The sequence below is a fragment of the Bacillus crepusculi genome (assembly GCF_014764715.1).
Classification (GTDB): Bacteria; Bacillota; Bacilli; order Bacillales; family Bacillaceae; genus Bacillus.
Map to the genome: position 1 here is coordinate 646,215 of NZ_JACXXE010000001.1, position 24,554 is coordinate 670,768.

General features: G+C 42.5%; 22 protein-coding genes and 1 other annotated feature. Of the genes, 7 read left to right on the plus strand and 15 right to left on the minus strand.

Annotated elements, in window-relative coordinates; genetic code table 11:
* Window positions 1–62 precede the first annotated feature (62 nt).
* Window positions 63–1,298, plus strand: coding sequence for an MDR family MFS transporter (locus IEE86_RS03315; RefSeq protein WP_191095928.1), 1,236 nt, complete (start codon window positions 63–65; stop codon window positions 1,296–1,298).
* A gap of 239 nt (window positions 1,299–1,537) precedes the next feature.
* Here the strand turns inward: IEE86_RS03315 and coaA are convergent, their stop codons facing one another.
* A complete protein-coding gene (coaA, locus tag IEE86_RS03320; RefSeq protein WP_191095929.1) occupies window positions 1,538–2,497 on the minus strand; it encodes a type I pantothenate kinase in 960 nt (319 codons plus the stop codon).
* A gap of 187 nt (window positions 2,498–2,684) precedes the next feature.
* Here coaA and IEE86_RS03325 point away from each other — a divergent pair, with 187 nt between their 5' ends.
* The gene (locus tag IEE86_RS03325; protein WP_191095930.1) at window positions 2,685–4,013 is read left to right on the plus strand and encodes a CoA-disulfide reductase; all 1,329 of its coding nucleotides are present in this window, start codon (window positions 2,685–2,687) and stop codon (window positions 4,011–4,013) included.
* Window positions 4,014–4,076: 63 nt separating this feature from the next.
* Here the strand turns inward: IEE86_RS03325 and IEE86_RS03330 are convergent, their stop codons facing one another.
* Window positions 4,077–4,853: an SDR family NAD(P)-dependent oxidoreductase gene (locus IEE86_RS03330; protein ID WP_191095931.1), complete on the minus strand. Its 777-nt coding sequence runs from the start codon at window positions 4,851–4,853 to the stop codon at window positions 4,077–4,079.
* Window positions 4,854–4,865: 12 nt separating this feature from the next.
* Window positions 4,866–5,816, minus strand: coding sequence for an MBL fold metallo-hydrolase (locus IEE86_RS03335; protein ID WP_191095932.1), 951 nt, complete (start codon window positions 5,814–5,816; stop codon window positions 4,866–4,868).
* A 169-nt stretch (window positions 5,817–5,985) separates the two neighbouring features.
* Window positions 5,986–6,197 (plus strand) — a binding site (T-box leader).
* Window positions 6,198–6,238: 41 nt separating this feature from the next.
* On the opposite strand from IEE86_RS03335, the gene proC reads away from it, so the two are divergent.
* Together proC and IEE86_RS03345 are read left to right on the plus strand one after the other, a co-directional pair.
* On the plus strand, window positions 6,239–7,066 hold the full coding sequence (gene proC / locus IEE86_RS03340; protein WP_191095933.1) for a pyrroline-5-carboxylate reductase: 828 nt from the start codon (window positions 6,239–6,241) through the stop codon (window positions 7,064–7,066).
* A gap of 177 nt (window positions 7,067–7,243) precedes the next feature.
* Window positions 7,244–7,516, plus strand: a complete 273-nt coding sequence (locus IEE86_RS03345) for an antimicrobial peptide LCI (protein ID WP_191095934.1) — start codon at window positions 7,244–7,246, stop codon at window positions 7,514–7,516.
* Between the two features lie 157 nt (window positions 7,517–7,673).
* On the opposite strand, the gene IEE86_RS03350 is transcribed toward IEE86_RS03345, so the two are convergent.
* Window positions 7,674–9,287 carry a M20/M25/M40 family metallo-hydrolase gene (locus IEE86_RS03350; protein ID WP_191095935.1) on the minus strand — a complete coding sequence of 538 codons (1,614 nt, stop codon included), beginning with the start codon at window positions 9,285–9,287 and terminating at the stop codon, window positions 7,674–7,676.
* 138 nt (window positions 9,288–9,425) lie between these two features.
* Between IEE86_RS03350 and namA the strand changes: the two genes are divergently transcribed.
* Together namA and IEE86_RS03360 are read left to right on the plus strand one after the other, a co-directional pair.
* Window positions 9,426–10,442: an NADPH dehydrogenase NamA gene (gene namA / locus IEE86_RS03355; RefSeq protein ID WP_191095936.1), complete on the plus strand. Its 1,017-nt coding sequence runs from the start codon at window positions 9,426–9,428 to the stop codon at window positions 10,440–10,442.
* A gap of 119 nt (window positions 10,443–10,561) precedes the next feature.
* Window positions 10,562–11,326, plus strand: coding sequence for an alpha/beta fold hydrolase (locus tag IEE86_RS03360; protein WP_191095937.1), 765 nt, complete (start codon window positions 10,562–10,564; stop codon window positions 11,324–11,326).
* 46 nt (window positions 11,327–11,372) lie between these two features.
* Here the strand turns inward: IEE86_RS03360 and IEE86_RS03365 are convergent, their stop codons facing one another.
* On the minus strand, window positions 11,373–12,680 hold the full coding sequence (locus IEE86_RS03365; protein WP_191095938.1) for an aspartate aminotransferase type Ic: 1,308 nt from the start codon (window positions 12,678–12,680) through the stop codon (window positions 11,373–11,375).
* Between the two features lie 139 nt (window positions 12,681–12,819).
* On the minus strand, window positions 12,820–13,749 hold the full coding sequence (gene rnz / locus IEE86_RS03370; protein WP_191095939.1) for a ribonuclease Z: 930 nt from the start codon (window positions 13,747–13,749) through the stop codon (window positions 12,820–12,822).
* Between the two features lie 222 nt (window positions 13,750–13,971).
* On the opposite strand from rnz, the gene zwf reads away from it, so the two are divergent.
* Window positions 13,972–15,447: a glucose-6-phosphate dehydrogenase gene (gene zwf / locus IEE86_RS03375; protein WP_191095940.1), complete on the plus strand. Its 1,476-nt coding sequence runs from the start codon at window positions 13,972–13,974 to the stop codon at window positions 15,445–15,447.
* A 46-nt stretch (window positions 15,448–15,493) separates the two neighbouring features.
* On the opposite strand, the gene IEE86_RS03380 is transcribed toward zwf, so the two are convergent.
* From IEE86_RS03380 to IEE86_RS03420, 9 genes are all read right to left on the minus strand, one after another.
* Window positions 15,494–16,216, minus strand: a complete 723-nt coding sequence (locus IEE86_RS03380; protein ID WP_191095941.1) for a GntR family transcriptional regulator — start codon at window positions 16,214–16,216, stop codon at window positions 15,494–15,496.
* 187 nt (window positions 16,217–16,403) lie between these two features.
* Window positions 16,404–17,810, minus strand: coding sequence for a glycoside hydrolase family 1 protein (locus IEE86_RS03385; RefSeq protein ID WP_191095942.1), 1,407 nt, complete (start codon window positions 17,808–17,810; stop codon window positions 16,404–16,406).
* Window positions 17,811–17,850: 40 nt separating this feature from the next.
* The gene (gene celB, locus IEE86_RS03390; RefSeq protein WP_191095943.1) at window positions 17,851–19,140 is read right to left on the minus strand and encodes a PTS cellobiose transporter subunit IIC; all 1,290 of its coding nucleotides are present in this window, start codon (window positions 19,138–19,140) and stop codon (window positions 17,851–17,853) included.
* Window positions 19,141–19,166: 26 nt separating this feature from the next.
* Window positions 19,167–19,499 carry a PTS sugar transporter subunit IIA gene (locus tag IEE86_RS03395; RefSeq protein WP_191095944.1) on the minus strand — a complete coding sequence of 111 codons (333 nt, stop codon included), beginning with the start codon at window positions 19,497–19,499 and terminating at the stop codon, window positions 19,167–19,169.
* A gap of 3 nt (window positions 19,500–19,502) precedes the next feature.
* Window positions 19,503–19,814 (minus strand): PTS sugar transporter subunit IIB, encoded by a 312-nt coding sequence (locus IEE86_RS03400; RefSeq protein ID WP_047202257.1) that lies wholly within the window; start codon window positions 19,812–19,814, stop codon window positions 19,503–19,505.
* Between the two features lie 141 nt (window positions 19,815–19,955).
* Window positions 19,956–20,741: a glucose 1-dehydrogenase gene (locus IEE86_RS03405; RefSeq protein WP_191095945.1), complete on the minus strand. Its 786-nt coding sequence runs from the start codon at window positions 20,739–20,741 to the stop codon at window positions 19,956–19,958.
* A 12-nt stretch (window positions 20,742–20,753) separates the two neighbouring features.
* Window positions 20,754–21,599, minus strand: coding sequence for a GRP family sugar transporter (locus tag IEE86_RS03410; RefSeq protein ID WP_191096039.1), 846 nt, complete (start codon window positions 21,597–21,599; stop codon window positions 20,754–20,756).
* A 156-nt stretch (window positions 21,600–21,755) separates the two neighbouring features.
* The gene (gene gndA, locus IEE86_RS03415; RefSeq protein WP_191095946.1) at window positions 21,756–23,165 is read right to left on the minus strand and encodes an NADP-dependent phosphogluconate dehydrogenase; all 1,410 of its coding nucleotides are present in this window, start codon (window positions 23,163–23,165) and stop codon (window positions 21,756–21,758) included.
* 98 nt (window positions 23,166–23,263) lie between these two features.
* Window positions 23,264–24,520 carry a DNA polymerase IV gene (locus IEE86_RS03420; protein ID WP_191095947.1) on the minus strand — a complete coding sequence of 419 codons (1,257 nt, stop codon included), beginning with the start codon at window positions 24,518–24,520 and terminating at the stop codon, window positions 23,264–23,266.
* Window positions 24,521–24,554: the final 34 nt, after the last annotated feature.

The following is a 24,554-nucleotide window of genomic DNA, read 5'->3' on the forward strand; positions in this document are numbered from 1 at the left end:
TTTAATTTGCACAATTTTTCATGTATGATTGGAACATCTTACAAACTCAGGGGAGACACAGCATGAAAAATAACTTACGTACTTTACATCCACTTAGTTGGACGATCATCATCGGGACCATATTTGGCCGAATGGCGACGTCCATGAGCATTCCTTTTTTGGCCGTTTATTTGACACAAGTCAAAGGCGCCTCGGCCTCTTCAGCTGGGTTAATCATTGCCGTTAGCTCTCTTATTGGGATCGTTGCGAGCTTTTACGGCGGCTATATTTCTGACCGAATCGGCAGAAAAAAGGTCATGCTTCTATCTATCTTCGGTTGGACACTAGTCTTTGTTGGCTTTGCGTTTGCAGATGCCATTTGGCTCTTCTTTATCATGAACGCTTTAAATGGGCTGTGCCGTGCACTTTTTGAGCCAACATCTAAGGCACTCTTATCAGACGTCACTCCGTCAAGTATACGGTTATTTGTTTTTAATTTACGGTATACGGCCATTAACATTGGTGTGATCTTCGGTCCGCTGCTCGGCTTATATCTCGGATCATCGAAAACAACCTTTCCCTTTCTCGTCGCTGCGTTCATTTACTTTTTATACGGATTAACGCTAGCATGGCAATTTCACAAGCATCCAGTTGCTACACCAGAAAACATCAAACAGATCAGCGTCAAAAAAGCCCTTTCTATTATCCAAAAAGATACGGTCTTTAGCATTATCCTCATCGGCGTTACCTTATGTTCGTTCGGCTATTCACATCTAAGCTCAACTCTGCCTCAATATTTATCAGCATCTCCTGTTATTGAGGACGGACCTAAGCTGTTTGGATATCTCTTATCCTTGAATGCAGTCGTTGTCATTATCTTTCAATATCCGCTCATCATGATCGCAAGGCGCTACTCAACTATTTTATCGTTGACCACTGGGAATATTCTTCTTGCCGGTAGTTTGTTTGCCATTGCTTTTTCACAAAGTCTTGGCATGCTTGCTTTCATCATTGTCGTGTTTACGATTGGTGAAGTTCTGCTGTTTGCGATGATGGATCTTTTTGTAGACAATATTGCAAAGCCTGAAGTGAAGGGATCGTACTTTGGCGCGATGGGATTTTCTCAGCTTGGCAGCGTCGTTGGACCATTTGTCGGTGGACTGTGTATTGACTTTTTTGGTGCAGCCCATCCCCTCTCCATTTTTTCGGTCTTGTCGATGATCACCATTGCAGGCGTCCCGTTCTTACTCATCGGATACTATCGACTGAAAAAGCGATCGGCGGCTGCCGTAGCTGTTAAAGTAAGTGGAGGTCATTAAAAAAGAACCGCTCTCTAATGTGAGCGGTTCTTTAAATTGTTGACAAAGGGCTAAAATGATCTTGATTTTAGCCCTTTGTCTTCTTTTCAGCGTGATAGAAAGCCCTTGAAGTCTAGGAAGGACGAGTACCGGAGCGGAGCGAATTGGACATTCGTGAGCACCGGAACGCAGGACTGACAAAGAATGCGAGGGTTTGCCTACACGCTGAAGAACCGCTCTCTAATGTGAGCGGTTCTTTTTTATACACGGCGGATGGCGATCTCTTCCACTTTATGCTGATCGCCTTTTTTCAAAATGAGATCAGCTCGATATTTTGTCGGTAAAATATTTTGATATAAATTAGGGCGATTGACTGTATTCCAAATCGTGCTTGCCATCTGATCCGCCTCTTCATCCGTCAAATCTTTATATTGATGAAAAAAGGATTCAGGGTCTTGGAAGGCTGTTTCCCTTAGCAAACGGAAACGCTCCTTATACCAGGATTGAATTTGTGTTTCAGCGGCATCCACATAAATCGAAAAATCAAAGAAATCTGATACAAACACACGTGGTTCATCCTTCAGATCATCCAGCGCTGGAGATTGCAGCACATTGATTCCTTCAATGATGACAATATCAGCATCCTCCACTGTTTCATATACCCCTTCAAGCCGGTCATAGGTCAGATGCGAATACACCGGGGCATGTACCGTTTGTTTACCTGATTTCAATTCATTTAAAAAAGACAGAAGGGCTTTGACATCATAGCTTTCGGGGAAGCCTTTCTTTTCCATCAGCCCCCGATCCTTTAGTTCTTTTTGAGGATACAAAAAGCCATCCGTTGTCACAAGACTCACCTTTAGTCCATCTCCAAGCCTTGATAAAAGCGTTTCAATGATACGGGCCGTTGTGCTTTTCCCAACCGCCACACTTCCAGCGATCCCAATTAAAAAAGGGATTTTGGCATGATGCGGATAGTTTAAAAAAGCATTCACATGCTGGTTTTTCTGTTTTTCAGCAAAGACGTGCAATGTCAAAAAACGAATCAATGGTATGTAAATATCTCGAACTTCTTCAAGCGATAAATAGTCGTTTAATCCTTGAAGTGCTCTCGCTTCCTCTTCTGAAACAGATACCGGCATATATTCCCCAAGAGCTGCCCATGCCTCTCTCGTATGGCGTGTATATAATGTATTAAAATCTAGTCGTTCGTCACTCAAAGTCTTTCCCACCAATCTTCACTAAACTCGTAACCAAAAAGACGATAATCCGATTGTAGCCTAAAATGAAGGCGCTGTCTTTATTTTTCAACTAAAGTTTGCTTCTTTTGCGAAAAAAAGCATTAAAAAAAGGAAAATGAGGGTAAATAAGAGTATTCAGTTGGATAGATAGAAGGGAGCACACCAAATGAAATATGTGATGATTGGCGGAGATGCAGCAGGAATGAGCTGCGCTATGCAAATATATAGAGAGGACCCAGACGCACACATTGTTGCTTTTGAAAAAGGAGAGATTTTCTCATATGGACAGTGCGGACTTCCCTACTTGATCGGCGGTCTCATTGATCATCACAGAAAACTCATCGCACGCAGCGGTGAAACCTTTCGCGACAAATATGGAATTGACGCCAGATGCTTACACGAAGTGACCTCCATCGACCCAGCGCAAAAAACGGTGTCGGGTCTTCATACCAAAACAAAAGAACCTTTTACGGAAAGCTATGACCGCCTCTTAATTGCGACAGGAGCAAGCCCCATCACACTGGATTTAGATCACCAGCCATTAGAAGGCATTCACGTATTAAAAACCATTCCGCATGCGCTGTCCATTTTAGACCATTTAAAAAAAGACGTCACACATGTCACTATCATCGGCGGAGGCTATATCGGCTTAGAAATGGCAGAAAATATAAAAGCGCTAGGAAAAAACGTTCATATTATACAGAGGGGATCAACACTTGGTCCAGGGTTTGACCCCGATATGGCACAATATCTTACAAAAGAAGCGAGTGATCAAGGCATTCATGTAGTGCTTGGAGAAACCGTGCAGAAACTAGAGGGTGAGACACATGTAACAGCTGTTCACACAGACAAACAGACCATTGAAACAGATATGGTCATCATTGCCATCGGCGTCACTCCACAAACAGCCTTTTTAGACAAAACAGGGATCAAACGTCTTCAAAATGGGGCCATTGCGGTGAACGAATACATGCAAACCAATGTAAAAGACATCTATGCTGCCGGGGATTGCGCAGCGACCTATCATCGCATCAAAAAAGCACTAGATTATATTCCTCTCGGCACGACTGCGAATAAACAAGGAAGAATTGCAGGCTTTCATATGACGGGGACAAACCGGGCGTTTCAAGGTGTAACTGGAACAGCAGTGATGAAATTTATGGACGTGACAGCGGGACGAACGGGTTTATCAGAGAAAGAAGCAAAAGAAGCGGACATCCCTTTCTCCACCATCACCATTGATAGTACGGATCACGCTGGATATTACCCAGATGCGGAGAAAATGAAAGTCAAATTGGTTTACAGAAGCGATGACCACACCTTGCTTGGTGCGCAAATCATCGGCAAAAACGGTGTCGATAAACGAATTGATGTCATGGCAGCGGCCCTTTACCAAGAGCTGACCATGACAGACCTTGAAGATTTAGATATTAGCTATGCACCGCCTTTTAACAGTGTATGGGACCCGCTTCAGCAAGCAGCAAGACGGGTATAAAAGGCCTGTAATGAAAAAACCTACCAAAAAAGAAACCAGTTCACGACCGGTTTCTTTTTTGTGCTATTTTTTCATCATTGCTTTGCGTGCTGCTTTTTCAAATAAAAACGGGAATAATTGATATAATTTACTGCCAGCGTTCATCCAGCCAGGTAAATTAATCTCTCTTTTTTTCGTCATCATAGCAGATACGACCTTCCCTGCCACCTTGTCTGCACTAAGCATCATGAAATCAACGTTTTTCACATATTCACCGCTGCGATCTGCGATGGTAAAGAAGTCTGTGGCAATCGGTCCTGGGTTCACTGTCGTGACGTGAACCCCGCAGTCTGCCAGCTCCATTCTGAGGCTATTTGAAAATCCAAGGACGGCATGCTTTGATGCGGAATAAATCGCTGATTTTGGAGTGGCAATTTTTCCTGCCTGAGAGGCGATATTGATAATATGTCCCTGCCCTCTTTGTTTCATCTCTGGGATGACCTTTTTCGTACAGGCAATTAAACCAAACACATTCACCTCAAACATCGACACCATTTCCTCAATGGATGCATCTTCTACGAGATCGAATACACCAAAGCCGGCATTGTTGACCAAAATATCGACAGCCCCCACTTCTTGATACGCGCGCTCAATGTCCTCAAGCTGGCTGACATCAAGCTGAACGATATGACACACCCCGCCAGCGCTCATAATTTTTTCTTTCACACTAGTAAGCTTTTCCACTCGTCTTGCTGAAATAATGATTTCTGCGCCTTCTGCTGCTGCCAAGTACGCCATTTTTTCACCAATGCCCCCAGATGCACCTGTAATCCATATTCTCTTTCCTGTTAATCGCCCCATACGTTTCACTCCTTAGTTTGCCCTGTAATAAAGAATTCCGTCTTTTTGCACTTCTTCAATTTGTCCAGCCGCTAAGAGCACATCCAGCTGCCCAACTGTCTCTGACATCGTTAAAAATAAGGCCTCTTCATACAGCACAGGAAATAGCTTACGGCAAAGATGAAAGGCGGTCATTTCTTTTCGTTTAAGTAGCTGATACATCGTATTTGACCGTTTCTCTTGTTTCTTAAATCTTTCTTCGATCAATTCATGATGAGACGTTATGAGCTGACCGTGTCCAGGGTAGATGGTCTTAATTGGCAGATGCAATAATCGATTCAGTGATGCTTTATATTGAAGCAGTGATTTTTGACGTTCCTTGCCTTCAAACGGTGCTTCCATTAACGGATTTGAAGAAATGGTCGTCAAAAGCAGGTCTCCGCCAATGAAATGACCCGTTGTTTCATCTAGAAAGGAAAGATGCGACTGTGCATGTCCTGGGGTTTCCATCACAAAGAAGTGTTCATGCCCCTTCAAACGATCGCCTTCCTTTATGACGTCATCTACATGTGCAGTACAAGAATATGTATAAGACTGCTTCACGATTCTTTCACACTCATCTTGACGAAGTGGTACACCTAACTGCTGAAAAAAACGGTCCATAAAATCAATTTGGCGCTGCTTAAACGCTGGGTCCTGACTAATATACGGCTCATTTAACTGGTGTCCGATCACACGGACATGAGGTTTCATTAGATTTAATAGACCGACATGATCTGCATGATGATGGGTCAAAACCACTTGATCAATATCATCTATTGATAAATGATGTTCCTGTAATTGCATGATAAAGGCATGCTCCGCCTCTTGTGTCATCGGTCCGCAATCCACTAAGGTCACGGCCTCTCCTTTTAATACATATGCATGCACATCCCCAACGGCAAACGGTGTAGGGATGGATAATTGAATGATGTCTTCTTTCACTTTTATACGTCATCTCCTGCTTTTTGACTCATGGATTATTACGACTCAATCTTCTTTATTCATTGTATCTTGCAAAAGGCAGACTGTCATGCGGTTTAAATGGTCAATTTTTTTATTTGTCCCTATTGACACAAACTTGTCCATCGTTGCATAATGAACAACAAATATACGATGCGCGATGACAAGGATTAGTAAGCAAAATAATGATGCAAGAGAGTGAGGTCCGCTGGCTGTAAGGCCTCACCATCCGCTTATTTGCTGAACCTGCCCTTTGAGCTGTTAGGCAAACCTAAACGTTACCCGCGTTAAGGGACTAGAGCTGAGTATGCAAGTTTGCATGCTAATTGAGGGTGGTACCGCGAAAAACCTTTCGTCCTTTTCAGGCGAGAGGTTTTTTTATTTTCTACAAGGAGGAGCAGCTTATGAGTAAAATTGGATTTATCGGTGCAGGCTCGATGGCAGAGTCTATGATCAAAGGTTTATTAAAAAGTGGCATCATGGCAAATGAAGATATCATTGTCACAAATAAAACAAACGAAAAACGACTAGAAGAATTAAAGGTGCGTTATGGGGTCAAAACGGATTTTTCTCGGTCCTTTATTTATGAAGAAGCAGATATTCTCGTATTTGCTTTAAAACCGAAAGATGCCGAAAGCGGGATTTCTGAGGTGCGTCCTTACTTAAATGGACAGCTAATCATTTCTATTTTAGCGGGTATCTCCATTGAAACGATTCAACACTATGCTGGCGGGAAAACGGCAGTGGTTCGCGCGATGCCAAATACATCAGCAGCGATTCAGCAATCGGCAACAGGCATTGCCGTAAGTGATGAAGTCACTGAGGAGCAAAAGAAAAAGACGGTCGAGCTGTTTGAAACGATCGGTCATGTGACGGTATTAGATGAATCGCAGCTGAATGCTGTTACAGCCATTGCAGGCAGCGGTCCTGCCTTCATTTATCATTTCATTGAAGGAATGGAACGAGGCGCTTCGGAACTTGGGATGGACCAAACAACAGCGAAATTGCTCATTTGCCAAATGATTGCAGGCGCCGCCAACATGCTTCAAAGTAGCGGTAAAGAACCTGCTGAACTGCGCAAAGAAATCACAAGTGAAGGCGGAACGACAGAAGCCGGTCTGAACACACTTGCTTCCTATCAATTTGAAGAAGCGGTTGTCGATTGTGTCAAAACAGCGACAAAACGCGCAGCAGAATTAAATGAAATGTTTTCAGCCAGTACGTATAAATGAAATTGAAAAGCACCTGTTTTGATGACAGGTGCTTTTTCATTTTTATTTTATCTAGTGATGCTTTTTAAAAAACGAGGGATTTTTCACAAAAAATAAACAAATATTAACAAGGGATATATTACCTTTCGTAGAATTACTTATATGTACCACAAAAAATGAGGAAGAGGAGTGTTTTGAATGAAGTTAGTTAAAGTTCTTACTGGATCTGCATTGTCACTCGCTTTACTTTTTTCCGCAGCACCGGCATTTGCTACAAGTGCACAATCTAACGTAGAGGATGTCCATGTCACAAGTGATTTTAAAGCTCAACTTTACACATGGGATATCACCAACACTACTGGTATTTTTGCCAACTCGTTTGAGCAAGATGGGATTAAATGGTATTTAAAAGGCATCACTAAAAATTCTGATGGAACTTGGACAGCTCATTATGAGGGTCAACGAGTATAATCCTAACTGGGAGCCTATGGCTCCCTTTATCTATTTTAAAAGTAATGAAACATTATACCCCCTTCTTTCCTCATTAACCTTCATTTACACTCTACATCCCTCACTCAAAAGCATATAAGCATTCAAAGACTCTTGAGACCTCATACATGAACCTGATTTACTTTTTCTCTAATAAAGCATGAATCGTTGATTCTAAGAGTGATGGCAAAACGCCAAAAGAGAACGGGACATGCAGCCGTTCTGTCCATTTGTGTGCGTCCTTTCCTAATGGACCAACGTTCATGACAGGAACGTTAAGAGCTTCTTTTTCTCCTTGCGGTAACGAGTAGCCTTTTTGGTAAAGCGGCATGTTGGTCGTATAATCGTCTACATCTTGTTTTTCGAGCTGTAAGTAGCTTAAATCAGACAATCCGGGGAAATATTTCACTTCTTCTACTTCAAGCCCATAGACCTCCTTAGCCTCCCTTTGAATCTTCTTTAAGGTCGTCTGAATATGCAAATCATCTGTTGAAGAAACAGAGGGGTAAAATGGCGGACTATAAAACAACACAATCAGCGGCCCCTCTTCCTTACAAAGCGTCGTCAGCTCTGATACGATTTTGGTTGAAAAATCACGATCTCCAAGCTCGCCTCGGTTGGCGAATGCATAGTTGACAATTCGCTCGACCTCCTGCGCACCTGATCGTTCGGCGGCTTTTTCGTACAGCTCATGATACGTCAAGACCGTGATGTTTGTGTCGATGGGTGTAAAGTGTTTAAAACGCTGAAATGCAGCGGTTTTCTGTTTAAGATTGGCTTCGATTTGGGCGGCTGCTTGTTTCGCAGTTTCATAAAGAAGCCCGTGAAGCTCTTCACTAGAGCGTTTCATCATGAGCACATTAAATAAAGAAACAGCCGTGTGAGGTGTTTGAACAGAGTAAGCTTCTTTCAAATCCTTTTGCATCAAATTGGTCGGAGGCGGTGTTACTTCACCATCTACTTCCTCACAATAATCACTATTCAGCTCTAACAGCCGGTTTAATTCAGATACCATAAAATTTGCATTTAATCCTGAGAACGGCTCTCCTACATGTGTTTCAATTCCTTTACAGAAAAAGCCCGCAAGCACCTTCCCTATACTACCCGTATAGATGTATTGGTGCGCATCCCCTGGATACTTTTCAAACATCGGCTCACTGTTTAAACACGCTGTATAATCAAGGTCATACTTCTCTTTGAGCTCCTTTAGCTTCGGGACAGCCTCCAGCATTCCCTGTGAATTCACCTCTTCATCCGGAACTGTGACGAGCAAAATATTTCCTTCAAACCTCTCCTCCATCGCTCTTTCCAGCATTGAAAGCTGGACAGTCAAGCCTGCTTTCATATCCATGGATCCTCGTCCAAACAGCCAGTCACCTGAAGCTAAATCCTCTCTTGCTCTTTTTGGAAGAAGCGCACTTTTTTGAGAAAAGGACACCATTAACTCTTCGGGCTTACACGCCATATTTTGAAATTCTCCGTAATCCTCTGTATCGACGACATCAAAATGGCTGAGAAGCAAAACAGTACGTGGCAGCGTACTTCGTTTGACAAGTGCCGTTAAATAATACCGGCCATCCTTCATTGGATGCAAAGCCAAATGATCAGGGTTTTGCTCAAAATATGGCCGCTCCCTCAGCAGGTAATATAAATATTCCGCTAACGCTACTTCTCCTGTTGTACCAGATATGCTTTCATACTGCATAAGAGCTGTCAGCAGCTCTTTGAGTTCACTTTCCGTTTGCCATTTCATCCGTTCTCCCCCTTTTCTGTCTCTTTCCCCATTATACAAAAACGTGTATAAAAGCTATATTCTTTGAGCACCTTTTATGACGAAAGTTTGAATGGCTGTTATAATCGGCTATACCATTCAATGAGGAGGCGAAGGTAATTGGAAACAAAACTCTTTTCACCTTGGACATTAAAAGGTGTGACGCTGAAAAACCGCATCGTGATGTCTCCGATGTGTATGTATTCATCTTATGACCGTGATGGGAAATTACAGCCTTTTCACTTTGCACATTATATTTCCCGTGCACAAGGTCAGGCTGGGCTGATCATGATTGAGGCGAGCGCTGTTTCCCCTGAGGGCAGAATTAGTGATCAAGACCTTGGGATTTGGAGTGATGAGCACATTGAAGGATTTGCCTCATTAAACGAACAAATCAAAACATACGGAACAAAAACAGGCATCCAGCTCGCACATGCCGGACGTAAGGCAGAACTAGACGGTGATATCCTTGCACCATCCAGCATCCCGTTTGATGAACAGTCTAAAACACCTGTTCAAATGTCTGTTGATCAAATTAAAGATACCGTTCAGGCGTTTCAAGATGCGGCTGTCCGGGCAAAAAAAGCTGGCTTTGACATCATTGAGATTCATGCTGCGCACGGCTATTTAATTAACGAATTTCTTTCACCGCTTGCGAATCAACGAACAGATGAGTATGGCGGTTCACCTGAAAACCGTTATCGTTTCTTAAGAGAAGTCGTTGATGCAGTCAATGAAGTTTGGGATGGACCATTATTTGTCCGTGTATCCGCTTCTGATTACACAACAAAAGGACTTGATATTGCAGATTATATTGGTATTGCCGCATGGCTGAAAGAGCAAGGTGTCGACTTAATCGATGTCAGCTCAGGTGCTGTCGTGCAGGCCAAAATCAAGACATTCCCCGGCTACCAAGTGACGTTTGCAGAAAAAATAAAAGAAGGCGCCGGCATCCAAACAGCCGCTGTCGGTTTGATCACATCTGGTATACAGGCCGAAGAAATTTTACAAAATCAGCGTGCTGATTTGATCTTTATTGGCAGAGAATTTTTGCGGGATCCATATTTCCCAAAAACAGCTGCCAAAGAGCTTCGCACATCCATTGAAGCCCCGCGTCAATATGATCGCGCTTGGTAAAATGTCATAGGAAAAAGGTGTCTATTTTTTGAAATAGGCATCTTTTTTGTTTTAAAGAGAAACATATCTGCCTTTTGTGCCGTCTTTTAGCTAAAGAACCACTTAGAGGAGATGGAAGAATGAACCCTGTAATGATTGAAAGAACGTATCATATAGATGGACATCACTTTTATACAAAGCATCGTCAAGGCAAAAGACAAGCGACCATTATCTTTGAAGCAGGCTACGGAATGTCTGGCGATACGTGGGCAAATATGGCCCATGATATTGACCCGGAGCTTGGGGTTTTCTTATACGACCGGTTAGGAAATGGAAACAGCAGTGTCAGCAGCGAAGGAAGAACCCTGCATGACCTTGCAGATGATTTAGATGCGCTTTTGGAACATGCCAATATCCAGCCGCCATTTCTCATTGTGGCTCACTCATTTGGTTCTCTTGTCAGCCGATTATGGGCAAGCCGCAGAAGAGAAGATGTCATCGGCATGGTGCTGTTAGACCCAGCAAGTGAGGAGCAAGAGCAGGTCATTCTGCCGCTTTTATCAAAGGAAGAACGTGCTTCATATATGGCGCAGTTCACAGCCGAATGTACCCATGAGGACTTTCAACAAATGCTATGCACAATCAAAGAAGAGCAAACGCATTATGGGATGATGCCGCTTCTTGTCATTTCCTCAGGTAAGGGCCGATTGTTTCATCCAGCGCATGAAGCCTGGCTTAGGCTTCATAAACGGATGCTGTCTTTTTCATCCCAAAGCGGATGGATTCAAGCACAGAACAGCTCGCACTATATTCATCATGATGAGCCGCATATTGTTCAGCTTGCCATCTATGATGTATGGTGCGCAGCTAAACAGCCTGTCTCCTATTATCAAACAGCCAATTAAACACAAAAACTCCTTGACTCATAAGCGGTCAAGGAGTTTCTTTTATTTATGCCGTTGGGGCAGATTGACTTTTTTCAGAAAGCAGCTTTTCAATGCTGACAAGCTGAACACATAACGTAAAGATATCAATCGCTTGCTCTAGTTCTTCAAGTGATGGGAACGTTGGCGCAATGCGAATGTTACGATCAAACGGGTCTTTTCCATATGGATAAGTCGCACCTGCACCTGTCATTGTGACACCTGCTTCTTTCGCTTTTTGCACAACAGTTTTTGCGCAATGATCGAGAGTATTTAAACTAATGAAATAGCCGCCATTTGGCTTGTGCCATTCAGCGATGCCTTTCCCGCCAAGTTTTTCGTCAAGGATAGATAGAACGAGGTCAAACTTCGGCTTAATGATCGCCGCGTGCTTTTTCATATGTTCCTTCAAGCCTTCTGGATTCTGGAAGAAACGAAGATGTCTCAATTGATTGATTTTGTCTGGTCCAATCGTTTGTACCGATAATTGCTTTTGAGTGAAGCTCACATTGTCCGGGCTAGACGCCATCAGTGCAACTCCTGAGCCTGGGAATGTAATTTTAGAAGTAGACGCAAACATAAACACACGGTTTGGGTGCCCTGCTTTCTCTACTGCTTGAAAAATATCTTTTAATGGATCAGGAGTATCCGTTAGATGATGTACAGCATATGCATCATCCCAAAAAATACGGAAATCGTCTGCTTTTGTTTTCATTGAAGCTAGACGGTCAACGACCTCATCTGAATACGTAATGCCGTCTGGGTTGCTATATTTCGGTACACACCAAATGCCTTTAATCGCTTCATCTTCTGCAACCCATTTTTCTACCTGATCCATATCAGGTCCGTCAGCCTTCATATCTACCGTGATCATCTCTATGTTAAATAGCTCACAAATGGCAAAATGACGGTCATACCCTGGGCTCGGTGCAAGGAATTTCACCTTTGGTAGCTCTCCCCAAGGTGTTTTGCTGCCATATACACCGTGACTCATGGCACGGGCAATTGTATCATGCATCATATTGAGGCTGGAATTACCGCCAATGATGATTTGTTCTGGCTTCAGATTGAGCACATCTGCAAAAAATTTCTTTGTTTCAGGAAGGCCTGTCAAACCGCCATAGTTTCGCACATCTGTGCCATCCTCAGCTGTCATCGCATCCTTTGATGTCACGACATCGAGCATGCCCATAGACAAATCGAGCTGTTTTGGCGAAGGTTTCCCTCTAGACATGTCTAAGTGTAAGTTTTTACTTTTGTACGTTTCATACTCATTTTGTAGTGCCAAATAAAGGTCATTCAATTCTGCTTCACTTAACGCTGTAAAACCGCTCATCTTTGATTGTGCCTCCCGTATTCTTCATAGTTTGATACGTCATTTATTTTTTCTTCACCATTTTACCACTACCTGAAAAAGAGCGTCATCAAAAATATCAAAAAAATCACACAACTTTTTTTGACGATTCATCCAATTTTTACAGGGTACGGTCAATCGTAAAAGAAAAGAAATCATGTGCAGCTTCTGTCAGCGGGAATATATCGCGGGCTTCTTTTAACAGTTGATGCAGTGCCTCTTCTCCTTGGTACCGTGCACTAATATGGGTCAAAATGAGCCTTTTTGCGCCTGCTTCCTGCGCCGTTTGCGCTGCCTGTTCTGTCGTGCTGTGATAATAATTGTAGGCTAATTCTGCATCTTCTTTACCGAATGTTGCTTCATGGACTAACACATCCGCATTCTTGGCAAGCCTTATTATATTCTCGCACAAACGAGTATCTCCTGAAAATGCAACAATTCTCCCTTTTTTAGGGGGTTCCAAATAATCGGTTCCGTCAATGATCCTGCCATCTTCAAGTGTAACGGTTTCCCCTTTTTTTAACTTCTGATACAAAGGTCCAGGTTTTACCCCGATTTCTTTTAGGTCTTCGGCTTTTAATGCACCAGGTACATCTTTTTCGACAACCCGATAGCCGTAAGCTGGGATACCGTGAGACACCCGTCTTGCTTCTACTTGAAAGGTATCATCCTCAAACACGATGCCTTCATCTATTTCTATGATATGCAGCGGATATGTCAAATGCGTTTGTGTAGCTGAAAGTGCCGCATTCACAAAGGCTTTGATACCCTTTGGGCCATAGATTGTTAGTTCATCCTCTCCGCCTTGAAAGGACCTACTGCCGAGCAGTCCTGGGAGACCATATACATGATCACCGTGCATATGAGTGATAAATATTTTCTCAATCTTTCTCGGTTTAATCGTTGTATGTAATATTTGATGCTGCGTCGCTTCCCCGCAATCAAAAAGCCACACTGCTTTCCTCTCTTCTAATAGCTTAAGCGCTGTGCAAGTGACGTTTCTTGTTTTTGCAGGAATGCCTGCACCTGTTCCTAAAAAGAGCAGTTCCATAGCTTTTTCCTCCTACAGCCGGTATACAATATCTTCATTCATATAGAATACATGAAGACAAGGTAAATGTGAATTCAGCGGAATTTTTTAAAAAAGTCAAACGAGAGCAGAAAAAGTCGAATCAAATGTTTGCTTTACGAACAATGAACCTTTAAAATAAAGAAAATGTACATACATTCTCGGTTTTTACAACAATGCTACGAATAAAGTGAGGTACTTTTCGTGAATACAGAAACTAACAATCCAAAAGCAGTCATTGTCATTTTTGGCGCAACAGGAGATCTTGCCAAACGCAAGCTCTACCCTTCTATACATAGACTTTTTCATAGCGGAAAGCTTGGAGATGAATTCGCCGTTGTAGGTGTTGGGCGCCGCCCTTGGTCTCATGAGGACCTCAGAGCTGTGGTAAAAGATTCGGTCTCTTCTGATGATGCGGAAGCGAAAACAGAGGAATTCATTTCTCATTTCTATTATCATGACTTCGACGTATCAAGCCCTGCTTCCTATCAATCGCTTAACACACTTCTAGCCGGCCTTGAAGATACGTACAGTATCCCAAATAACCGTATGTTTTATTTAGCCATGGCACCGGAATTCTTCGGAACGATTGCAAAGTTCTTAAAGAGTGAGGGCGTATCAGAAACAACCGGCTGGTCACGTCTTGTCATCGAAAAACCATTTGGACATGACCTGCCAAGTGCGAAAACGCTAAATGAAGAAATTCGTGATGCATTTACAGAAGATCAAATTTATCGGATTGACCACTATCTCGGTAAACAAATGGTTCAAAACATCGAGGTCATCCGTTTTGCGAATGCCATCTTTGAACCACTTTGGACAAACCGCTATATTTCAAACATCCAAATTACATCTAGTGAATCTTTAGGTGTTGAAGACCGGGCTAGATATTACGAAAGTTCTGGTGCCCTAAGAGACATGGTCCAAAACCATATGCTTCAGATGGTCGCACTTTTAGCAATGGAGCCTCCAATTAAGCTGAATACAGAGGAAATCCGTAGCGAAAAACGGAAAGCATTGCGTGCTCTTCGTCCTTTCTCTAAAGATGAGGTCGATCAATTCTTTGTCCGCGGGCAGTATGATGCTGGGACGATTGATGGCAGCATGGTTCCCTCCTATCTTGAAGAGCAAAATGTTGATCCGAACTCCAATACAGAAACATTCGTTGCAGGGAAGCTACTGATTGATAACTTTAGATGGGCCGGGGTACCATTTTACATTCGTACAGGAAAACGATTAGAAAAGAAATCTACTCAGATCGTCGTTCAATTTAAAGACATTCCAATGAACCTGTACTACGGAAATGGAAATTCCATGCATCCAAACTTACTCGTCATTCACATTCAGCCAGATGAAGGCATTACCCTTCACCTGAACGCTCGCAAGCTAGATGGCGGAACGTATGCGAAACCAATTAAGCTCGACTACCAAACAAACTATAATGACATCATGAATACACCAGAAGCATATGAAAAGCTGATTCATGACTGTTTATTGGGCGATGCTACAAACTTTGCTCACTGGGATGAAGTGGCACTTTCTTGGAACTTTGTTGATCCGATTTCTGAAAAATGGGCAGAAAACAAAACATTAAAACCAAACTACCCTGCTGGTTCAATGGGACCGAAAGAAGCAGATCAGCTTCTAGAAAAAGACGGGTACCATTGGTGGAATATATAAAATCGATATAAAAAAGAGCAGTCTCCCTAGGAGTTCTGCTCTTTTTTTAACGTCCTGTTTTCGTAATTTCAACCGTTGAAAAATCAAACTTATCATAGCGATGATGGCTAAAGGAATATTCAAACGGCCGGCCTGTGTTTAAATAAGCAACCTGCTCGACTTCAAGCACTGGATCACTTGGGTCACAGCCTAAATACTGCTGATCAAGCTGGTCTGATTTTGCCGCTCTAATTTTCTTGTGCGCCCCTGCTACTTTCAATTGAAGCTCCTTTGAAATGTAGTCATAGATAGAGCCCAGCAAAACCTCTTCATCTATTCCCTTGATCATATTTACAGGCATAAAGGTTTTTTCTAATACATACGGCTCTTCATCCACAAGACGGAGCCGAATAATGTCATAAACGGGTGAGCTTAAGTCAATCGATAGGTGGGCTGCCACCTCTTCACTTGGGAAATGCACATCAAAGCGAATGATTTGGCTCGTCACATGTTTATCTGCCATGACTTTTGTGAATCCTTTATTTTCATGGCCTGAGACGTTGATTGCCCCTTGGTTTAGCGCCGCCTTCACAATAAATGTGCCGTGACCTCTTTTTCTAAAGAGCAGACCTTCTGCCACGAGAAGATCGAGCGCGCGCTTCATCGTCATTCTACTGCATTGAAATTCAGCGGCAAGCGAGTTTTCATCTGGAATGGGTTGATCTGCTGGATAATATGCTGTTCCTATTCGTTTTCTAATTTCTTCTGAAATGAGCTCGTACTTTTTCATCTCACACCACCAACTGACTGTTTTTTCATATCATATTATAGCGCTTTCTTTATGGCGTTTTTTGGCCTTCTTCTCATTCTACACTAAGCCTAGTGTGCTTAAAAGGTGCCAGCCATTTTTGTTTCATCCTCTTGCCTTCACATAAGAAAAATACTTGCCCTTTTTAAGGAAAGAGCAAGTATTTTCATTAAAAACCGTTATTCTTTGAAACAGATTGAAACCAGTATCCACTTTTCTTGATGGTTCGTTTCCCGTCTTCTTGTAGATCAACTGAGACAAATCCATAACGATTCTTGTATGCATTTGTCCATGACCAATTATCCATAAACGTCCACAGATGATAGCCTTTCACATTGCTTCCTTCTTGAATGGCTTGATGCACCCATTTGAGATGCTCAGATATAAAGTCAATACGGTAATCGTCATGAATCATTCCTTCTTCATCCTTAAACCGCTCTTCTCCTTCGACTCCCATTCCATTTTCAGAAATAAAGCATTCGATATTATCATAGTCTGTTTGGACTTTTTTCAATATATCGTAAATCCCTTTTTCATAGATTTCCCAGCCTCGATACACGTTCATTTTTCTTCCCGGCATTTCAAAAGAATCAAAATAATGATTTGGCATAAATGGCGCTTGAGGATGAGGCATATGCTCTTTTGCTTTCACTCTTCTTGGCTGATAATAGTTGATGCCAAGAAGGTCAATTGTATTCTCTTGAATGAGCGCAAGGTCTCCTTCTTCCATACTTGGCATAAAGCCTTCTTTCTTTAAGACCTCTACTAGTTTTTCAGGGAAATGTCCTTTTACCGCAGGATCTAGGAAGGAACGGTTAAAGAAAGCATCTGCCAACTCAGCTGCTTCGACATCGCGCGGATTCTGGCTTCGCGGATACGAAGGGGTGAGATTCAGAATGATGCCGATTTTCCCGTCTTGCTTCATTTCTTTGTAAGCCGCAATCGCCTTAGCATTTGATAAAATTTCATGAAAACCGACCTGTACTGCCTTTTGGAAATCGACTTCGTTTGGATAATGAAAGCTATACATATACCCGCCCTCTACAGGGACAATCGGTTCGTTATGGGTAAACCATTTTTTCACTCGGTCTCCAAATAACTGAAAGCACAATGTCGCATAGCTGACATAATCGTCGACTACTTGTCTGTTCACCCATCCGCCCTTCTCCTGCAGCGCCATTGGCATATCAAAATGGTACAGGTTCACAAACGGCTCGATATCATGTGCAATCAGTTCATTGATCACAGCATTGTAAAAAGACACTGCTTCTTCATTGACGGCACCTTTTCCTTCAGGTAAAAGGCGTGACCATGAAATCGAAAGCCGAAACGAATTGTGCCCAATTTCTTTCATCAGACGGATATCTTCTTTATATTTTCGGTAAAATTGAGATGTCACGTTCGGCCCTACGCCATTAAAAAAGCGTGTCGGCTCTTTTTCAAACCAATGATCCCAAATGTTCGGTCCCTTTCCATCTCCAGAGACGCTCCCTTCTGTTTGCGTCGCAGAAGCAGAAGATCCCCACCAAAAACCTTCTGGAAATATATATGATTGTTTGTTAGTTTCCATCGACATGTATTGAGTCTCCTTCGCCTTTGATGTTAGTTGTCTTCGTTTATTCTGTTGTGGTTATCTTTTCATTTTTCACATTCATACGGTCAATAAATTTCAGGAACGGGAACCAAATGACAAACACAATCATTAAATTAAACAGCTGAAGCAGGCCGCCTGCTAATGAATTTGTTGCCATGATCCCGCTAATAAAGATCGGCACCGTCCATGGAATATTTACGCCTGTCGGCGGCGGAACAATGCCTGCAGCCATTGCAAAATAAGAAATACACGTAATGACCATTGGCGCCAAAATCCATGGAATGAGGATAAGCGGATTCATCACAATCGGTAAACCGAAGATAATCGGTTCATTGACGTTAAATAATCCTGGCCCTAAGCCGAGCTTTGCAACTTGTTTTAATTGTTTACTTTTCAAGAAAATTAAAATCGTAAACACAACCGCCAGCGTCATACCGGTTCCACCCATTCCAACCGTATAGATTTCAATAAACTGCTTGCTGATGATATGAGGAACCTCACCTGTTTTTGTATAGCTCTCTAGGTTTTGAATGGACAATGTATTCCAAATCGGGTCCATAACAGAGTTGATAATAATTTGGCCGTGGAGCCCAAAGAACCAAAGAATTTGGATAAAGAAAATAGCGATCAAGGTCGGAATGATACCGCTTCCAAGTCCGACAAGTGGCGCCTGAATAGCATGGTAAATCAAGTCATGCATGTTTGTTTTGAAGCCTTGTGTAATGATGATATTGATCAGTAAAAAGGTGGTGAGTGTTAAAGTAGCCGGGATCAGTGCAGCAAAAGACTTTGAAACAGCTGGTGGAACCCCTTGCGGCATGTTGATGACAAATTTCTTTTGGACAAAATAACGATAAATTTCAGCAGATAAAAAGCCTGTGATCATTCCAAGGAACATCCCCTTTGCTCCTAAACGATCAACTGGGATCACGCCTGCAATAGATGCACCGCCCTCTTGTTCTAGTAAAAATGGAGTCAGAAGCAAGAAAGAGGCTAAAGCAATCACGCCGCCAAATACAGCTTCCACTTCATAGCTTTTCGATAAATAGTAGCCAATCCCAAATACAACAAACACGCTCATAATGCTAATGGTCGCACTTGGCGCGATATTCAGTGCAGACTGAAATCCTTCCAGTGCTGTTTGACTCATGATTTTATCTAAAAATGGCAAATTCATTAGCACAACCATAATGGAACCAAAAATGGTAAGCGGGAACGCAAGCATAAAGGCATCCCGTAATACGCCTAGATAGCGGTTGTTGTTCAATCTCCCAGCAATCGGAACCAAAATGGCACTTATTTTATCAAACATTGGTTTCCCCCCCTTGTTTACACCCTTTATTGTTTTAGCGCTTGGAATATCGGCAGGAGCTCTCCCACAAGCTCCTTGATGGTAATGGTCGACATTAAGTGATCTTCAGCGTGCATGAGCAGTAAGGAAAAGGATGTTGTTTCTCCTCCTGCCTCTTTCTGTACGAGTTGAAAATGGATGTCATGTGCATGCCGTAAATCTTCTTCCGCTTCTTTCATAAGACCAAAAGCCTCTTCTTCTAGACCTTCTCGAAATTGTTTAAGAGATTGAAGCAATTTGCTGCGTGCATTCCCGCTGTGTAAGATCAATTGAAAGCTCACTTGTTCCTCCGTGAGCCCTTCGAGTGTTTTCTTTTCCATCCTTTAAGATTCCCCCATCAATGTAAGTGCCTGTTCATACGCTTTTTGTCCATCGGCAAGCCCGTACGCCTGCATATCAATGACCTCTACCTCAATCCCGTATTTTTTTGCTTCTTTTTGAAGGTCTCCTTTTAAAAAGCTCATTTGCGGTCCGATTAATACAACATCTGCATTCGCCATTTCTTTTTTTGCTTGATCTTGCCCCACTGCCCAAATTTCTGCTTCGTCCCCAATTGAATCGGCATGTGCTTTCATCTTTGTCACTAGTAAACTCGTAGACATCCCTGAACTGCATGCTAATAAAATACGTTTCATTTCTCTCACCCCATTGTTGTAATAAAAGCGCTTCCATTTAATATTATATATTTTTATTTTTAAATGTCTAGACATTTAATTTTATTTGTCTGTATTTTATATAAAAAAGAGCGTATTGATGTACGCTCTTTGTCTTTCTCCTTATCCTTTCCCTGCCTGGAACCCAGGATACTTCGTCATGCCGCCATCTACATATAACGTTAATCCTGTGACATAGCTAGCCTCTTTTGACGCAAGCCAGACAGCACACGCTGCCACTTCTTCTGGCTTTCCGATATAGCCGATGGGAATCAGTTCAATGACGCCTTTTTTCAATGCTGGATCATCAAATTTCTCGGCATTAATTGGGGTATCAATGGCGCCTGGTGCAATGCTGTTTACGCGGATTTTTTTCGGGGCATATTCTAGCGCCAATGTTTCCGTCATAAGTTTGGCTCCTCCTTTACTAGCTGCATAATGGACGAAATGAGGCCATGGGATTTGCTGATGAACCGACGACATATTAATAATCGAGCCTTCTATCCCATGATCGGTCATATACTTCAGTGCATCACGGCACCCTAGAAACATACCTGTTAAGTTGGTGGATATCACTTTGTTCCAGTTATCCAGCGTCATTTCCGTGGAAGGCACTTCATTTTCTATTCCTGCGTTATTGATCATCACATCAAGACTGCCGTACGTATCAACGGCTTTATCGATCATTGCTTGCATATCTTCTTCCTTTGATACATCTCCCTTGATTTTCACAGCCTGTCCGCCATTTTGTTGAATATCCGCAATGGTGTCTTCCGGATTTTCTTTATCGGAGAAGTAATTGATCACCACATTGGCTTTTTCTTGTCCGAATCGGCGTGCCATCACTTGACCTATCCCTGTACCTGCTCCTGTAATCAGGACTGTTTTACCTTCTAAATCTGGATACATTCGTTTAACCTCCTATTTTGTAAAGCCTAGCAGGACACCGCCTGCAATAATCATCAGGCAGCCTGCAATCACAAAGCTTGTTCTGGATGCTTTCTCTTTTAATAAGTAAATGCCGCCTAATGTTGAGATGACAATCCCTGTCTGTGACATCGAAAAGCTCACGGCTACACCAATTAGCGGAATGGCTAAAAGAAGCCCTAAATTTCCTGTTGACCAAACAAGACCGGCAATGATATTTCTAAACGTATATTTGCTAAACGGATCTTGCTTTAGACTAATCGCCAAGGATGAAAGGAGCATGCCGACGGATTGCGGAACGAGGGCAGACCATCCATCAATATGAAACCATCTTAAAATGACGACATATCCGACGTAGCCGACGGTTGAGATAAGCAAAATAATGACCCCTTTTTTAAAATTGCCCCCACCGTTTTCGTCACTCTTTTTTTGACCGAGAGATGTCATGACAACACCAGCAATGATCAATAAAATAGCGCAAGAACCAATAAGTATGACCGTCATCGTCTGCCATTCTTTAAAGACCATGACGCCAAATAATGTTGTACTCACAAGCTGCATCCCCGTCGATAAAGGAACTGCTTTAGACACTCCGAGAAAGGCAACACTTGAGAGCTGATTCATTTGGCCAATACTCCAAAAGATGCCTGAAATCACGGAGACCGCAAAAATGAGCGGTGTGAGCTCTGGCATTTTGATGAAAAAGGCAACCATTGAAAATAAAAAGGCGCCAAGGGTAATGCCAAGTGTTTGCTGGTATGCATTACCGCCAAGCTTGACACTAATGAGAACAATACTTCCCCAAAATATCGCTGGGAGAAGTGCATATAAAATGCCCACTTCTATCCCTACTTTCTTTTCTTTTTTACATAGCATCCCTCTTTTTCGCGTTTTTAGCCGAACATATGTAAACAAAAAAACCTTACCAAAAAGGTAAGGTTTCAGATGGTTGACAAAGGGCTAAAATGATCTTGATTTTACCCTTTTGTCTTCTTTTTATTTCATCCATTCAGTATGGAAGGTGCCTTCTTTATCTGTGCGCTCATACGTATGTGCACCGAAATAGTCACGCTGCGCTTGAATTAAGTTTGCTGGTAGCACAGCTGTGCGATAGCTATCAAAGTAAGCAAGGGCACTTGAGAATGAAGGAACAGGAACTCCTTGTTCCACTGCAAGTGAAATGACTTTACGAAGTGATGATTGATAGCTTTCGACGATATCCTTGAAGTAAGGATCAAGCAATAGGTTTTTCAGTTCAGGGTTACGGTCATATGCTTCTTTAATTTGTTGTAAGAAGGCTGCACGGATGATACATCCACCGCGGAAGATCATCGCAATTTCACCGTATTTTAAATCCCAGTTATATTCATCAGATGCTGCTTTCATTTGCGCAAAACCTTGTGCATAAGAGCAGATTTTACTCATGAATAGGGCTTTTCTAACAGCTTCGATCAACGCTTGTTTATCATCAGCTGATTGAGTCGGCTCAGGGCCTTGAATTAATTTGCTTGCTTCAACTCGCTCATCCTTCATTGCAGAAATATAGCGCGCAAAAACAGACTCTGTAATGATCGGAAGCGGGACACCTAGATCAAGTGAGCTTTGGCTTGTCCATTTTCCAGTTCCTTTTTGTCCAGCTTTATCTAAGATGACATCCACAAGCGGCTGGTTTGTTTCTTCATCCACTTTTGTGAAAATATCAGCTGTAATTTCAATTAAGTAGCTGTCAAGCTCGCCTTTATTCCACTCTGAGAATACTTCATGAAGCTCCTCTGCTGACAATCCAGCGACATGCTTCAAGATAAAGTAAGACTCAGAAATCAATTGCATATCTCCGTACTCGATGCCGTTATGGACCATTTTGACATAATGTCCTGCTCCATCTGGACCGATATACGTAGTACAAGGCTCGCCATCTACTTTCGCAGAGATCGCTTCTAAAATTGGTTTCACTAGCTCATGCGCTTCTTTTTGACCGCCTGGCATGATAGATGGCCCTTTTAGAGCACCTTCCTCACCGCCAGAAACACCTGTACCAATGAAGTGAATACCACTTTCCGCAAGCTCTTGATTACGTCTTTGTGTATCCTTGTAATATGTATTTCCACCATCAATTAAAATATCACCTTTCTCTAGGTGAGGAAGTAATGATTGAATGGTTGCATCCGTTGCTGCACCAGCTTTCACCATTAAAAGAATTTTACGCGGTGTTTCAAGCGACTGAACAAATTCTTCGATGCTGTATGTGCCTACAACGTTTTTCCCTGTTGATTCTTGAAGAAATTCTTCTGTTTTGCTACTAGATCTGTTATAAACGGACACGGAGAAACCGCGGCTTTCAATATTAAGGGCAAGGTTTTTCCCCATAACGGCTAGTCCAACCACACCGATTTGTTGTTTTGACATAATTCTGACGTCCCTTCTAACACACTATATTGATTACTGCTGAAATGATGTACCCTTTGAAATTACCACAACATCACCTCTTTTATCAAGTTTTCAGGCTAGTCATTTCCTCTTTCGTCCTGAAAAAAGTCTTTATTAAAACTTGTCCCGCTTGTTTTGCTCTCTTTTTCCTTCATTGTCATTCCTCTTTGAATGAGTGGCTTTCCATACTTTTCTTTAAGATCATCTAAAACGGATTGGAGCGGCTCTTCTTTTGCATCTTCTGTATAAGAAAATAAATCAAGCTGCTTGACGGCTGCTTTTCGTTCTACAAGATCTGTCCCCGTCACGCCTAAGAGTCTCACCGGCTGGTCATTCCAGTGCTTAAGGAACAACTGCTTTGCTGCCTCAAATAAGTCTTCCTTTCGATCGGTTGGATTTGCGAGCATGACGCTTCGGGTGATATTTTTCCAGCTAGCATACCGAATCATAATGAGTAGCCGATTCGCCATCACTTCTTTTCTCCTTAATCGTGCGCTCACGGATTGTGACAGCTTATCAATTAACGTGACGAGCTCATCTGCATCGTCAGAATCATGAGGAAGGGTTGACGAATTGCCGACAGATTTAAATTCGTATATCCTGTCTGGATCAACGATTCCGTCATGTTCGCCATTCGCCTTTTGCTTTAATCTCGGCCCATTGATGCCTAACAATTCTTTTAACGCATACTCATTTGCTTTCGCTAAATCTTCAATGGTATGAACTCCGATTGTTTTCAATTTATCTGCCGTTTTCTGGCCAACACCGTGCATATCACCTGCTGGAAGCGGCCAAAGCATATGCGGGACATCCCGTTTACGTAAAATGGTGATACCCATTGGTTTTTTCCAATTAGACGCCATTTTCGCTAAAAATTTATTCGGTGCAATGCCGATACTTGAAGGAAGCATGAGCTCCTCTACAAGCCTCGTTTGAATATCATGAGCCGTTTTGACCGCATGCTCGGCATATGGCGTATGCGTCAAATCAATATAGCCCTCATCAATGGACACGGGTTCGACTAAGTCACTATACTCTCTTAGTATCGTAAACATCGCTTGTGAAGAGCTGCGGTACCGGTCAAAATTTGGCGTCCGAACAACGAGGCCAGGACAGAGCCGCTTCGCTTCCCACAACGGCATCGGGGGCTTTACACCTAATGCTCTTGCCTCGTAGCTGCACGTCACAACAATCCCTTTACGCTCTTTCGCATTTCCGCTAATGGCTAAAGGTTTCCCTCTCAAAGAAGGGTCATACGCCATTTCTACCGATGCATAAAAACTATTCATATCAATATGAAAAATAATTCGTCCCTTCCTTTGAGAATCAGCCATTTGCCTGCCTCCTACATCTATCTAATCATCATCA